This window comes from Sorangium sp. So ce176 (genome assembly GCF_051519835.1).
Classification (GTDB): domain Bacteria; phylum Myxococcota_A; class Polyangia; order Polyangiales; family Polyangiaceae; genus Sorangium; species Sorangium cellulosum_G.
Window position 1 is genome coordinate 4,920,001 of sequence record NZ_CP150371.1, and the last position, 13,633, is coordinate 4,933,633.

A 13,633-nucleotide genomic window follows, 5' to 3' on the forward strand; every position below is an offset into this window, starting at 1 on the left:
GCATCCGCCGCGCGCGCCTAGACTCCAGGCCGATGCTCCTCCCCCCGAAAGCGACAGGCCGCGCCGCCCCCGCGGGCGTGGCGCGGCCGTGGCCCTCCGTGCTGGCGACGTGGGGCCCTGGAGAGCGGAGCACCCTCCACGCCCACCACTGCTGGCACCTCGTGCTGGCGCTCGATGGAGAGCTCCTGGTCCGCACCGCCGACGCGAGCCCGTTTCAGTCGGCAGGCGCCGTCCTCACCGCCCCGGACATCGCGCACGCGATCGATGCGTCGGGGAGGCGTGTGATCGTCGTGTTCGTCGAGCCGGAGAGCGACGCCGGCGATGGGCTGGCCCGGGCGCTCGGGGCGTCGAAGCTCGAGATCGTGGGCAGCGAGACGGCGGGCCGGCTGCGGTCGTGCGTCGCCGCGGTCGGCGACGGCGATCTCGCGGCGGCGCTGCCCGGCGTGTTCCAGGCGCTGGAGGTCTCGCTCCCGGCGCCCCCGCCGAGGCCGCGACACCCGGGGATCCAGCGGGTGCTGCGCCACCTGCGGGCGGACGACGGGAGCGCGGACACGTCGCTCGAGGCGCTCGCGCGCATGGCGCGCCTCTCGCCGGGGCGGTTCATGCACGCCTTCACGGAGAGCGTCGGCGTCCCGCTCCGGCCGTACCTCCTGTGGCTCAAGCTCGAGCGCGCCGGGGCGGCGATCGCCGGCGGCGCGACGCTGGCGGAGGCCGCCGCCGCGGCCGGCTTCGCGGACGCGGCGCACATGACCCGGACCTTCCGCCGGATGTTCGGGGTGAGCCCTTCCGATCTGAGACGCCGTAGCCAGTTGGTTCAAGACGGCTGAAGGGCCGATTGCCACCTTGCGGGCATGGCACCTCTCCTTGTCCTCACGGTCTCGTTCGCGTTGCTCCTCGTCCTCGGGCGCCTCGGCGTCAAACACCTCGCGAGCTGGGTGACGTGCTTGCGGTACGCCCTCGCGGCGATGTTCCTGCTCACCGCATCGGCCCACTGGGGGAGCCGGCGGGCGGAGCTCGTGGCGATGGTGCCGCCGGCGCTGCCCTCTCCCGAGCTCCTCGTGACCGCCACGGGGGTCCTCGAGATCGCTGGCGCGGCGGCGCTCCTCGTGCCGAGATTCGCGCCCTGGGCCGCCATTGGGCTGACGATCCTGCTCGTGGCGATGTTCCCCGCGAACGTCCACGCCGCGCGCGCTGGGCTCACGCTCGGCGGCAGCCCGGTGACGCCGCTCGTGCCGCGGACGCTCCTTCAGATCGCGTTCGTCGCGGCCACGATCGCCGTGGCGATCGACGCACGTGGCCGGAACCGGCGTTGATGGGCGCGTTGCTCGAGAAGGAGACGCGCGTAGCGATCCGCGCGCCCACAGGACGGTAGCGGCTCGCGGCCGGGGCCCGACGGGGTGCCCGGGAACGGCTTACCCGCCGGATCGGACACGCTCGTCCAGGCCACACAACGGGTTGCCCGTCGCCCAGGTGACAGGTTTGTAAGCCAGATCGCGCCTCCCCCGCTGAACGGGACGCAGCCCTGAGAGCACGGCGACGCCGGGCGCGTCGCTTCGGCGGAGGATGCAGGTCGCGCCCTCGGCGCCGGGGCCGCCGCGCGGGCACGATTTCGCCGGCGCGTGCGGGGCGCTGTCAGTGCGGTCGGATTGAACAGGTCGCCGGCGCCGTGGCACGGTCGCCGGCTGGACAAACCGCGATCACGCGGAGGGAGACCCATGGGCGGAAACAAGGACAAGAAGGCGCGTGCGAAGGAAGCGAAGGCCGACAAGAAGGCTGGCGCGAAGGCCGGAAAGAGCGACGGCGTGAGGGCCGCGAAGGCCGGAAAGAAGGAGGCGCGCAGCGCGCGCAAGCGGGATCGGGCGGGCGTCAATCCGGCGGCGCTCATCGCGGAGGCACGGGCGGCCGCGTTCACCGACGAGGCGCCCGAGCGCGCCTTCGCGCACTTCCGGCCGCTCGCCGAGCGCGTGCCGGCGGCGGATCTGCCCGTCTTCACGGGCCAGCCGCTGCTCATGCGCGCGAACGTCATGGCCGCGCTCGACGCGCTCGAGCCGCACCTTCCGGCCGCCGTGAGCGCGCTGCGCGAGCCAAGGCTCAAGGAGGTCTTCGAGCTGCCAGCGCTGGTCATGGCGCTCGACTTCAGCGCGGCGCGCGTGCCGGTCGCGACGCTCAGCGCGGGCGAGATCGACAGGATGCTGGCCGAAGGCGCGCCGTGGCGCGAGCTGATGCTGAGCTACCTCGAGGTGGCGTCGCACCCGCTGCTCGGCCTCTTGCCGCGCGAGCGCGTCGCCGCCGTGCGCGCTGGCTCGGGCAAGCTCGACAAGGCGCGCGACTTCGTCGCCCTCCCGGGGCTCTTCGCCGAGTTCTCCGGCGCGCTCGCCGGAAAGCACCCGTTCCCCGCCGACAAGCTCGACCTGCTCGCCACGCTGGGCGGCGCGCTGGTGCAGCAGGTGCGCCCAGGCAACGCCGCCGCCGCTGTGCCGAAGCGCACCGAGGAGGCGATCCTGCGCGACCGGATCGCGGCGCTCGTCGCCGAGCGGTACGACCACCTCCAGGTGCTCGCGGCCGTCGCGCTCGGCAAGCGCAAGGCCGACGCGCTGCTGCCGGCGCTCCGCGCCGCGGTCTCGCTCGGCAGCAACGGGGCGGCCGAGGCACAGGAGGATGCGACGGCCGAGGCACAGGACGGCGCGCCGGCGGAGGCGCCGGAGAGCGCGCCGGCCGGGATGACGGACGGATGAACCGATAACCAGCTGGGGAACACGTCCCTGGCCGCATCCGCTCACCGGTACGGCCCTCCCCGCCGCTCCCCAGCCCCCTTGAACCGCGTCCTCACCTCGAACGGCGACCCCTCGAAGGTCCCCGAGAGCCGCATCGGCCCGACCCGCAGCGCCCCGTCGCTCTCCTCCGCAAAGCGCCGCCAGCACCTGCGCGTCCTCCCGCCCCGATGCCCGGAAATGCCCGTCGAACCTGGTGTCCCCGGTGACCGCGCCGATGCGCTCCAGGGCGCGCCGCGGCCGCACCTGAAGATCGAGGCCCCAGGGCTCCGCGATGTGCACCGTCGCGTCAAGGCCGGGGGCCGAGCGCTCGTCGGCAGGAGCCACATCGACGACGCAGCCCGCATGGACGCCGCGGAGCCCCAGCCCGCCCACCTCCGCGCGCAGCGACAGGCCAGCCCTCTCCCCCGCGCGCGCCCAGACCGCGCGCCATCGGGCCGCGCCGACGCGGGGACGCTTCCCTGCTCTCCCAGCAACGCGCCTGGCTGCCCGGCAGCGCGCCCTACCCGCCCCGCAGCGTCGCTCCGCCGCGCGCCATGTACGCAGCGAACAGCGCCGGCGCGAGCCGCTTCATCGCGCGCCGCGCCTCGATCACCGCCTCGCCGGACCGGCGCGCCTCCCGCGACGACGCCGTCGCGAGCGCCGCGACGAAGCGCCGCGCGCGCGAGAGCGCCTCGTCCTGCCCGGTCGACAGCGGCTGCGCGACGACAGCTCCACCGGGAGCGACCGCCTCCCCGGAGCCCACGTCGTCGAGCGCGATCCCGACGGGCGACGGCAACACGCCCATCACGATCCCCACGGGCGCCGACCACGCGGCCGGCTCCTCCTCGATCTCGAGCTCGTAGCGCGCGACGTCGGGCAGGCCGCGCACCGCTTCGTCGCGCGCCGACGCGAGCGCCGCGTCGAACGGATCGCAGAGGAGCGCCTCGAGGTAGAGCCGCCGCGCCGCGGGCTCCCCGAGCGCCGTCGCCGCGTCGGCGAGCAGGAACAGCGTGCGCGCGCTCCGCCGCGTTTGCGCCGCGGCCGAGAGCGAGGCGTGCGCCTCGGCCGCGTCGCCCGCCGCCAGCCAGTAGTACCCCGGAGGCTGCCCCTCGAGCCGACCGTCGTCCCCCTCCGCGTGGCGGAGCGCCTCGGCCACCCGGCGCAGGAGCACGCGGTGCAGCGCCGCGAAGGGGCCGCTCGCGGGCTCGAGGCCGCGCGCGATCTCGAGCAGCGCGGCCGCCGGCGCGGCGGAGCCGCTCGCCTGCGCGAGCCTCCGCTCCAGCGCGGCGACGCGCTCGGACTGGCGGCGGACGTCGGCGTCGGCCGGGTGGAGCGCCGCGAGCTCCGCGAGCATCCGCCGCGCCTCGCCGAGCTCCCCCGCGGCGACCGCCCCGGCCGCGAGCGAGAGCTGCAGCGTGCGCTGCGCGAACAGGTCGAGCTGACCGGCGCGCGCGCCGCCGCCGGGCGCGAGCCCCGCGGCCCCGTCGAGCGGCTCCGCTGGGAGCATCCGGCCTTCGAAGAGAGAGAGCTGTCGCATCTCGATCGGGCCCCGCGCGGGCGCGCCGAGCCTACCTCGAGCGATGCAACGCCGAGGGCGTTGCGTCGACCTGGTTGGGTTTGCCGATCCGCGTGCGCCGCTTCGCCTGCTCGTGGCCACGTCACCCCCCGGCCGCGCAGGGCGCGCCGCGCAGCGCCTCGCCAGGAGAGGCACTCCATCGCTCGCCGCGTGAGCCCTCCTACTCGGCCGCCTCGCCCAGCCACGCCCGCGCGAGCTCCAGCGTGCGGGCGTTGTCGGCCGCGCGCTCCAGGAAGTGCTCCCGGAACACGGCGTCGCGGATCTTGGCCGCGCGCTCGAGCAGCCGCGCGCGGGCCGCGGCGATCGCCTGCGCGGCCTCGGCGCTCTGGCCGCAGGCCCACAGCGCCTCGGCGTGGACCAGGCGCACCACCGACTCGCCCTCCTCCACGCCCACCTCGTCGAGCAGCCCGCGCGCCCGCTGCGCGGCGGCGAGCGCGTCGGGCGCGCGGTCGAGGTGGAGCAGCGCGCGGCCGAGCACCGCGACGGCGTAGGCGCGCAGCGGCGGGGCCCGCTCGAGGAGCGCCTCCGCGGCCCGCGCCTCGCGCGCCCCCGCCTCGGGTTCGCCCGCGAGCACCAGGATGCGCGCGAGGTAGACGCGCGCGCAGCCCTCCATGCGCACGTCGCCGTGGCGCTCGAGCATCGCGCACGCGGTCTCCTCGACCGACCTCGCCTCGTCGAGCCGACCGCGGTACGCGAGCACCAGGCCGAGGTTCTGGAGCACGTAGGCCGTGGTGCCGCGCAGCTCCATCCGCTCCGACTCGGCGAGCGCCTGGCGCAGCGCCGCCTCGGCCTCCTCGAGCTGGCCCGCCTGGCCGTACCAGTAGCCCAGGTTCATCCGCGCCATGCAGGCCCGCCGCACGTCGCCGGCCCGCTCGAACGCCGCGAGCGCCGCCTCGATGCCCGAGAGGCTCGCGCCGGCGTCGCCGCTCGCGTGCGCGCGGATCGCCCGCGCCTCGTGGAGGTTCGCGAGCGCGTCGAGATCCGGCGTCGCGGCGCCCTCGATCGCGCCCTCCGCGGCCTCGAGCAGCGCGTCGGCGAGCGCGTAGCGGCCGCCGAAGACAAGCATGAGCGCCGCCGAGCTCAGGCAGATGCTCTTCGCCGAGCTCCCCTCGTCGAGGGGCGCGGGCGCGTCGCGCGCGACGCCGGCCCAGCGCTCCACGCGGTCGTGGCCGCCCATCGTGCCCGCGGCGAGGATGATCTGCGTCACCGCGGAGAACCAGGCCGCGCTGCCCGGCGCGAGGTGCTCCGCGGAGGCCTCCGCGCGCTCCTCGGCCAGCGCGACGTCGCCGCGCCAGAAGTGCGCCTGGCTCTCGAGCAGGCGGAGCTCGCCGACCGTCGCGGGCGCGGGATCGCAGGCGACGCCGCGCGCCGCCCGGGCGAGCACCGCGCCGAGATCGTTGCCGCGCAGCGCCTGCCGCGCCGCCACGAGGTACGCCGTGGCCGCGCGCGCGGGCTCGCCGCCGCGCTCGAAGTGCTCCGCGAGCGCCATGGGGTCGGCCTCGCCGCGCTGCGCGAGGAAGCCGCCCGCGAGCGCGTGGCCGAGCCGCCGATCGCCCTCGGTCAGCATGCCGTAGGCGGCCTCGCGGAGGAGCGTGTGGCGGAAGCGGTACGCCGCGTCGCCCTCGGCGCCCGGCGGCGTGAGCCGCAGGAGCGTCTCGCGCCGCGCGAGCTCGCCGAGCTCGGGCGCGACCTCCGCCCGGCCCACCAGCGCCGCGACCCCCGCCTCGGTGAACGCCTCGCCGAAGACGCTCGCGGCGCGGAGCACCCGGCGCGCCTCCGGGTCGAGCGCGTCGAGCCCGGCCTGCACCATCGCGAGCACCGTCTCCGGCGGCGCCGAGGTCCTGCCGCGGGCGGCGGCGCGGATCTGCTCCTCCAGATAGAGCGCGTTGCCGTCGGCGCGATCGACGAGCGTCCGCACGAGCTCCGCGCTCGCCCGATCGCCGAGCGCCTCCCGGACGAGCCGCTCGCCGCCCGCGGGCGGCAGCGGCGCGAGGCGGACCTCCCTCACGAGGTGCGACCCCCAGAGCCCCGGGAAGAGGTCGTGCACGCCGGGCCGGGCCAGCGCGAGCACCGCGAACGGCCTGCCCTTCAGGTTGCGCAGCGCCGCCTCGACCAGCGTCACGGTCGGCAGATCGCCCCAGTGCAGGTCGTCGAGCGCGAGGAGCACCGGCTGCGCGGCGCACTCGGCGTCGAGGAAGTCCTCCCACGCGAGGCGCAGCTGGTCGCTCATCAGGAGCGGGCGCCGCCGCGCCGCCCGGAGCCGCACGTCGTCGTCGTCCGGGAACGGCGCGCCCGCGAGCTCGCCGAGGAACGGCGAGATGCGCGCGGCCGCCGCCGCCCCGCAGCGGCGCGCGACGCGGCCCTGGATCTTGCGCCACCGCGACGCGATCGGCTCGCCGTCGTGCAGGCCGAGCGCTCGGCGCAGCGCGCGCTGGAGCAGGCCGAAGGCGGAGCCGGCGCTCATCGGATCGGCCTGGCCGACCCACACCTCCAGCGGCTCCCCCCGCGCCCTGAGCGCGCGGATGAGCTCGTAGCAGAGCCGCGACTTGCCCGCGCCCACCGCGCCGGTGACGAGCACCGCGCCAGGGGCCCTGCCGCGGAGGCAGCCGCCGATCTCGGCCGCGATCTGCTCGAGCTCGCGCTCGCGACCGACGTACGGCGTTGCCCGGCCGAGCAGCGGGGGCGGCGTCTCGGGCTCCTCGCGCGCGCCGTGGAGCCAGCAGCCCGACGCGTCCCGGGTCGCGTCGAACCGCGCGCCGAGCAGGCCCGCTGTCGTGTCGTCGATGCGGATCGCCGCCGGCCGGCGCGGCTCGCGGGAGCCCTGGACGAGCTGCACCAGCCGATCGATCACCGCGCCGACAGGCAGCCGCGCCGCGACCTCGGCCCGGCCGGTGACCAGCGAGAGGCGCGCTTCCCCGAGCAGCTCCCGGAGCGAGAGCGCGCAGCGGGCCGCCTGGGCCGCGAGGTCGGTGGGGGCGGACGAGCCCGAGAGCGTGACGAGCAGCCAGCGCGCGTCGAGGAGCTCGATCCGGCCGCGGTGGCGCGCCACGAGCTCGCGGATCGCCTGCGTCCGGCGCTCGTCCTCGGCGTCGGAGAGCGTCGCCTCCGCGTCGGCGTGGCCCTCGCGCGCGAGGAGGAGGCACATGACCTTCCGCTCGCTGGTGGTGATCTCGCGCGCGCGGTGCGACGGAGGGTGGGACGACGCGGGCTGCGACAGCGGCCCCGCGTCGACGCGCCGATCGAGCGCCTCCGAGGCGAGCGCCGCCGCGACCGCGGCGCCGTCGCGCGGCCGGGCCTCCCGCGGCTTCGACAGCATCCGCGCGACGAGCCGATCGAGCCAGGCGGGGACGTCGCCGCGGAGCTCCCTGAGCCGCGGCGGCTCCTCGAGGAGGACCTTCATGAGCACCGAGAGCGGATCGTCTCCGGCGAACGCGGCGCGCCCGGTCAGGCACTCGAAGAGCACGCTGCCGAGCGCGAACACGTCGGCGCGCGCGTCGATCTGCGGCTCGCCGCGGGCCTGCTCCGGGGCCATGTACTGCGGCGTGCCGCGGATCTCGCCGAGCGTGGGGAACTCCTCCTCGTCGCCGGAGAGGCGCGCGACGCCGAAGTCGATGAGCCTGGCGCGCTGGAGCTCGCCGCCCTCGAGGACGACGTTGCCCGGCTTCACGTCGCAGTGCACGAAGCCGAGCCGGTGGACGGCGGCGAGCGTCTCGGCGACGTGCGCGGCGAGCGTCAGGCTCTCGCCGACGGTGAGCGGCGCGCGGTCGAGCCGGTCCGAGAGGGTCTCGCCCTCGAGCCACTCCGTCGCGAGGTAGAGGCGGCCTCCCGGCGTCGCGCCGTGCGCGACGTAGCGGGCCGTGCCCGGGAGCGCGAGCGTCGCGAGGGCGAGCGCCTCGCGCGCGAGGGCGCTCAGCGCCGGCGTCGCGGCCGTCTGCAGGAGCTTGAGCGCGACAAGCTCGCCGGACCGCCGGTCGCGCGCGCGGTACACGCGCGCCGTCCCGCCCGAGGCGGCGTGCTCCTCGATCTCGAACCGGTCATCGACGACCTCTCCTGATTGCATCGAGCTGACGCGCTCCGGGCGGGCGCACTGCCGCTTCTACACAGCACAGCGTGCCAGCGACGCGCGTCCGGCGTCCACTGTCGCCTGCTTCGACGTCGCGCGGCGCGCGTGCCGGCTCACGTTGCCGGCGGTCACGGCGACGCGGCGCGCGCACGCACGAGCGCGCACCTCGACCGCGCCCGGCGTCATCGTGGCGCGCGGCGCGCACGGCGGCGCACCTCGACCGCGCGCGCGTCAGCGCGGGGCGTCGCCCGCGCCCTCCGCGACGGTGCGCCGCAGCACCACGTACCGGAGGTGCGGCACGCCGCTCACCGCCACCGGGGCGAACGCCTCGCCGGCGCCGTGGAGGCGCGCGAGGCGCTGCTCGACCCCGCGCGCGAACCGCGACGCGGTCCACGGCGACGCGAGCGCCTGCCCCTCGGCGAGCAGCAGCACCAGCGCGTCCACCCCGCGCGCGTCGAGCAGCGCCGCGGGGATCCGCTTCGTGGTGTGCCCGCCGGGCAGCGCGGCGACGGCCGGGTCGGTGACCCCCGCGAGATCGACGAGGGTCGCGCCCGTCGCCGCGCCGAGCCAGCCGATGTCGAGCGCCGCCACGACCTCCGCGCCGGCGAGCGCGCCGCGGAGCTCCTCGACGACGCGCAGCCGCTCGCCGGCCACCCGCGCGGCGGTCGGCCCGATCCGCACCATCACGAAGAGCTGGCCCGCGAGCGCGAGCGCGATCCGCGGCGCCGTGGCGCGCGCGTCCGCCGCGGAGGCGACGTGGGCCGCCGCGAGCACCACCGCGGGCAGCGCCGGGACGACGAGCCGCGACAGCGGCATCCAGTCGCCGCCCGCCGCCGCGACAGCGAGGAAGTGCACGGCCACCGCCGCGAGCAGCCCGCGCGGCCACGCCGGGAGCGCCCGCCACGCGAGCGGCGCGACGAGCGCCACCGGCCCGGTGAGCAGGAAGCACGCGAGCGCGTAGCGGGCCCCGAGCGCCGCGTCCGGCGCCTTCGCGAGCGCGGCGAGCGGCGCCGCGCGCCCGAAGATCGCGAGCCGCGTCAGCGCCACGGCGACGAAGGGGACGCCCGCGAGCGCGACCGCGGCGAGCGCGCGGGCCCACGCCGCCCGCTCCGGTCGCGGCGGCGCCTCGGCCTGGCCTCCGTCGTCGCGCCGCGAGGCCGCCTCGCCCCGGCCACCGCCTCGCGCAGTCGCCGAGGCCGCGAGCGCCACCACGAGCGCGAACGGCAGGAGCTCCGGCCGGAGCGCCGCCGCGACCCCGGCGCAGGCGGCGCCGGCGAGGGTGTTGCCGAGCGCCGGCAGCGCGACGGCGAGCGCGCCGAGCGCCGCGACGACCCCTGTCTCCATGCCCGCCGCGCTCCAGGCGCCGAGCGGGGCCGACGCCGGCACGAGCAGGAGCGCCGCGAACCGCGCAGGTCGGGCGGAGACCCGGTCGACCGCGAGCGCCAGCACCCCGGCGGCGAGCGTCCACGCGACGACGCCGATCGCCTTGGCGGCCGCGAGCGCGGCGAGCGGGCCTCCGGCCGCGAACGGCGCCAGCACGAACGCCCACCCGAGCGGCGTCACGCCGTCGGTCACCGGCCCCGCCGCGTTGAAGCGGTAGCCCAGCCCGCGCGCGAGGTGGTGCGCGTAGCGCGCCGTGATCAGGGCGTCGTCGACCGTGAACCCGGAGAGCGCGAGCGCCGGCAGCAGCGCCGAGAGCGCGCCGGCGAACGCGACAAGCAGCGCGCGCCTCGGCCCCGTCACGCCGCCCGTGCGTCCGCGCGGCGCTCGGACCGGCAGGAGGAGCCGGCGCCCGCCCCCGACGGCGTCTCGCGCTCCTCCGGTCGCGCTTCATCGAGGACGCATCGCCCGGGGAACATGCGTTCGTGTTGTACGGCCTTCGCCACGTGCAGCGATCCTGTGGCAGGCGCACGAGGGACGCAATCGCGCTCGCCTGCCCGCAACCGTACATCGAGGCGCATGAAAGCGCGTGGAGCCGCGTCATGGCGCATCGAGGCGTGGCGGCGCATCGACGTGGACGCGTGTGGAGGCCGCAGCGGTCGCGGACGTCGTGAACGCCTGGGCCGGGCGTCCGGCGTCGTCACCTCGCGTCGTGGACAGCGAGCGGCGACGGCGTCGCTGCAGGGGCTCGCGGCGGCAGCCATGCGCCCTCGTGGACGGTATAGTTGCTGGCATGGCACTTCCCGCCGCGCTCCTGGCCGCCGTCGAGCGGCACTCCTGTTTTACCGGCTGCTATCGCAGCGAATCGGAAGTCCAGGTCTGCATCGATCCGGCGCAGGCGCTCGTGCCGACTGTGCCTGTCTGCTGCAGCGATTGCCTGAACTTCCATCCGGCAGCGCTCGTGAGCCTCCTGCCGCTCGGCATGACGTCCTACGCGCTCGCGAACGCGCTGACCACGCACGTCCGCTCGCTGCGCGGCTACAAGTGGGCGACAGGCGGCTACCACACGGCGGGCACCGGCTTCTGGCTCAACGCCGCCTATTACGGCAACGGCCTCTTCCTCGTCGACGCCGCGCGCAACCGCAACGCGCGCACGGACGTCGACATGCTGATCGAGGCTTTCCAGCACGGCATCGTCCAGCCCGAGGACCCACGCATGCTCGATCCGGCGCTCTACACGTCCGAGCTCGCGTACATCAACATGTCGAGGCCGATCCTGCCTGTCCGCACCAAGCAGGATCTCCTGGCCTCACCGCAGCGCAGCGCCACCCCGAGGCAGGGGTTCTCGCGGGTGTCGATCGTGGAGTTCCAGCCGCTCACCGCGACCACCGCGTCGGCGGGCGCGCTGGTGGCGAGGCCGGCCAAGCAGGCGCCTCCGCCCCGCGAGCTCAAGCTGGGCGACACCTGCCCGACGTGCGGCGCCGCGGTCATGGAGCGGCCGCTGTTCTCGGGCACGTTCGTCGGCTGTCTCTGCTGAGGGCGGCCGCCGGGTCGGCTCGCCTCCGCCGAGCGCGCCCGCATGGCCGGATCACGGGGCCGGCGGGGTCGCGCGCCACACGGTGCCTCCGGTCGACGGATCGATCGCGCGCAGCGCGGCGCCGCTCACGGCCGCGCCGCTCACGATGTACACGTAGGGGCCCGAGGCCTTCGCCACGAGGAGCCGCTCGCCGAGGTAGCTCGCCGGGACCTCGTACCGGCTCGCCCCGGACGCGGGGTCGAGGGCGATGATCCGCGGCTCCGTGCCGCCCACGACGTCGACGCCGAGCACCACGGCGGCGCCGCCGCTCGCGACAAGGAACAGGTCCGGCCGCCCGCCGGAGATCGGCGCGCGCGCCGGGAGATCCTTCTTCCAGATCGACGCGCCGCCGCGCCGCCCCTCGGCGGTGAGGCGCGGCGGCCCCTCGGCGGGCACGGTGAGCGCGACCTCCACGTCGCCGACCTGGACCACGCGGGGGTTCTTCTTGCGCTCCCAGAAGTGCCCGGTGATCGCCGCGGGCGCCGGCGCGGTCGGGCAGTCGGTCGCCTCGCCGCCGGAGAGCGCGATCCCCATCGCCGCGCCGTCCTTCATCACAACGGTCGCGCAGCCCTCGCCGCCGGCGACCTCGTCGGGGACAGCGGGCAGGCTCGCCGCCCAGCGCTCCTGGCCCGTGCGGGCGTCGAGCGCGCGCAGCTTGGGCTCCTCCCCGCCGCCCGCGAGCACCGTGCTGCCGTTCGGGCAGGCGAGCGCGTCCGGCCGCTCGAACTCCTGCGACGACCAGAGCCCCTGCCCGCTCCGTCCGTCGATGGCCACGACCCGCCCGCGCGTCTTGCCGTCCTGCCACAGCACCGGGTCGGGCGCGTCGTCGCCGTTCGCGTCCACGAAGCAGAGCGCGTCGAGCTGCGTCGAGAGCTGGCGCGCGCGCGGCGCCGGCTCCTGCGGCTGCTCGACGCGCGCGAAGAACATCACCGCGAAGCCGACACCCACCACCGCCATGGCCGCGGCGAGGAGCGCCTTCACCGCCCTCGGCGGGCCCGGGGCGGGCGCAGGCGCGGTCAGCGGCGCTGGGGGCGGCGCGACCGCGCCGCGGACGGGGGGGTTCTCGGCGCCGCAGCGCGGACATGCGACCCCCCCATGACCACTTGCCTCCAGCGAGGCGCCACAGCTCCTGCAGGGCCGCATCGCGACAGTCTATCGCCGGCGGCTGCCCGCGATCGAGAGCGACCGTGAGCGGCGCGCGGGCGGCGCTGCCTCGCCACGGCGCGCAGCGGCCAGGATCGAGGGGTTCGAAGGGCGATCAGGGATAGCGACAGGCTGCGCGCCGCCCGCTACGTCGCGCACAGCAGGGAGAGGTCGAGCTCGATGGCGTCGAGGGGCTCAAGGACCTCGCGACAGGAGCCTGCCCGGGGGCGTGCGGCGGGGCAAGGCGGTGGGAGGAGCAGGGCCGGAGATCCGATCCGAGCGGCGCTGCGCCGCCCCCTCCCCGCTACGGCTTCGGGATCCGCAGCGTGCCGCTGACCATCGCGCTGCCGCTCACGACGTAGACCAGGCTGAGCGGGTGGAACGCCCACGGACCGAGCGCGATGGATCCGAGCCAGAGCTGCTCGTGCACGCGATCCATGGCGAAGAGCACCCCGAAGAGCAGCACGATGAGCAGGCTCGTGGGGATCGGCGTGCCCTCGTAATAACGCACCTTCCCGCGCTCGTCCGACAGCTCGGCCGCCGTCACGTTGTACCGCGCCAGCCGACTGATCCCGCACGCGACGAAGTAGACGAGCGCGGCGGCGTCCCACGGCCCGCGCAGGCCGAGCGCGTAGCCGAGCACCGCCGGCGCCACGCCGAACGAGACAACATCGGCGAGCGAGTCGAGATCGGCCCCGAGCGGCGAGTGCTTGCGACGCCAGCGCGCGATCGTGCCGTCGAGGACGTCGCACGCGAGCGCGAGCGGCAGGAGCCCGAACGCCACCCAGATGTAGATGCGCTCGCGCTCGGCCACGTAGTTCAGGCAGAGCAGGATGCTGAGCGTGCCGCTCGCCGCGTTCGCCAGCGTGACGAAATCGGCCAGCGCGAACGACCGGAGCATCGAGAAATGGGGCGGTCTTGCGGGAGACATGGCGCTCGGGGGGTGCGGAGTGTTGCACGTCCGGTTGGATTGCCAACCAATCCGCGCGGCGCGCGCCAACGTACTCGAGCCGCCCTCCCGCCGCAGCGCTCCTCGAACGGGCGCGCCGGCGGCGGGCCCCGGCGGCGGCGCTGTCTAGTCAGGTGCCACGGGCTTGTCCACTCCGCGGCTATCCGCGCACAAAACTTAGGACCCGGCTCCG

General features: G+C 76.3%; 9 protein-coding genes. 4 read left to right on the forward strand and 5 right to left on the reverse strand.

Going from position 1 to position 13,633, the window contains the following annotated elements; all coding sequences use genetic code 11:
• Positions 1-32 precede the first annotated feature (32 nt).
• The 3 genes from WMF42_RS18275 to WMF42_RS18285 all read left to right on the forward strand — a co-directional run bounded on the left by WMF42_RS18275 (position 33) and on the right by WMF42_RS18285 (position 2,735).
• Positions 33-827, forward strand: a complete 795-nt coding sequence (locus WMF42_RS18275; protein WP_061607588.1) for a helix-turn-helix domain-containing protein — start codon at positions 33-35, stop codon at positions 825-827.
• A 24-nt stretch (positions 828-851) separates the two neighbouring features.
• Positions 852-1,313: a DoxX family protein gene (locus WMF42_RS18280; protein WP_061607589.1), complete on the forward strand. Its 462-nt coding sequence runs from the start codon at positions 852-854 to the stop codon at positions 1,311-1,313.
• 402 nt (positions 1,314-1,715) lie between these two features.
• Positions 1,716-2,735, forward strand: coding sequence for a hypothetical protein (locus WMF42_RS18285; protein WP_437693353.1), 1,020 nt, complete (start codon positions 1,716-1,718; stop codon positions 2,733-2,735).
• Positions 2,736-3,273: 538 nt separating this feature from the next.
• Here the strand turns inward: WMF42_RS18285 and WMF42_RS18290 are convergent.
• The 3 genes from WMF42_RS18290 to WMF42_RS18300 all read right to left on the reverse strand — a co-directional run bounded on the left by WMF42_RS18290 (position 3,274) and on the right by WMF42_RS18300 (position 10,135).
• Positions 3,274-4,260: a hypothetical protein gene (locus WMF42_RS18290; RefSeq protein WP_437693354.1), complete on the reverse strand. Its 987-nt coding sequence runs from the start codon at positions 4,258-4,260 to the stop codon at positions 3,274-3,276.
• 229 nt (positions 4,261-4,489) lie between these two features.
• Entirely contained in the window at positions 4,490-8,389 is a 3,900-nt protein-coding gene (locus WMF42_RS18295) for a serine/threonine-protein kinase (RefSeq protein ID WP_437693355.1), read from the reverse strand.
• Positions 8,390-8,623: 234 nt separating this feature from the next.
• Complete coding sequence (locus WMF42_RS18300) at positions 8,624-10,135, reverse strand: hypothetical protein (protein ID WP_437693356.1); 1,512 nt, start codon at positions 10,133-10,135, stop codon at positions 8,624-8,626.
• 430 nt (positions 10,136-10,565) lie between these two features.
• Between WMF42_RS18300 and WMF42_RS18305 the strand changes: the two genes are divergently transcribed.
• Complete coding sequence (locus tag WMF42_RS18305; RefSeq protein WP_061612605.1) at positions 10,566-11,309, forward strand: hypothetical protein; 744 nt, start codon at positions 10,566-10,568, stop codon at positions 11,307-11,309.
• A gap of 51 nt (positions 11,310-11,360) precedes the next feature.
• Here the strand turns inward: WMF42_RS18305 and WMF42_RS18310 are convergent, their stop codons facing one another.
• Positions 11,361-12,329, reverse strand: a complete 969-nt coding sequence (locus WMF42_RS18310) for an outer membrane protein assembly factor BamB family protein (RefSeq protein WP_233562571.1) — start codon at positions 12,327-12,329, stop codon at positions 11,361-11,363.
• A 466-nt stretch (positions 12,330-12,795) separates the two neighbouring features.
• Positions 12,796-13,422, reverse strand: coding sequence for a CDP-alcohol phosphatidyltransferase family protein (locus tag WMF42_RS18315; RefSeq protein WP_061612604.1), 627 nt, complete (start codon positions 13,420-13,422; stop codon positions 12,796-12,798).
• Between the last annotated feature and the right edge of the window lie 211 nt (positions 13,423-13,633).

What these genes read in the sequence shown, in the direction of transcription:
- WMF42_RS18275 (WP_061607588.1), top strand. Translation starts at nt 33, where the DNA reads ATGCTCCTCCCCCCGAAAGCGACAGGCCGCGCCGCCCCCGCGGGCGTG.
- WMF42_RS18280 (WP_061607589.1), top strand. Translation starts at nt 852, where the DNA reads ATGGCACCTCTCCTTGTCCTCACGGTCTCGTTCGCGTTGCTCCTCGTC.
- WMF42_RS18285 (WP_437693353.1), top strand. Translation starts at nt 1,716, where the DNA reads ATGGGCGGAAACAAGGACAAGAAGGCGCGTGCGAAGGAAGCGAAGGCC.
- WMF42_RS18290 (WP_437693354.1), bottom strand. Translation starts at nt 4,260, where the DNA reads ATGCTCCCAGCGGAGCCGCTCGACGGGGCCGCGGGGCTCGCGCCCGGC.
- WMF42_RS18295 (WP_437693355.1), bottom strand. Translation starts at nt 8,389, where the DNA reads ATGCAATCAGGAGAGGTCGTCGATGACCGGTTCGAGATCGAGGAGCAC.
- WMF42_RS18305 (WP_061612605.1), top strand. Translation starts at nt 10,566, where the DNA reads ATGGCACTTCCCGCCGCGCTCCTGGCCGCCGTCGAGCGGCACTCCTGT.
- WMF42_RS18315 (WP_061612604.1), bottom strand. Translation starts at nt 13,422, where the DNA reads ATGTCTCCCGCAAGACCGCCCCATTTCTCGATGCTCCGGTCGTTCGCG.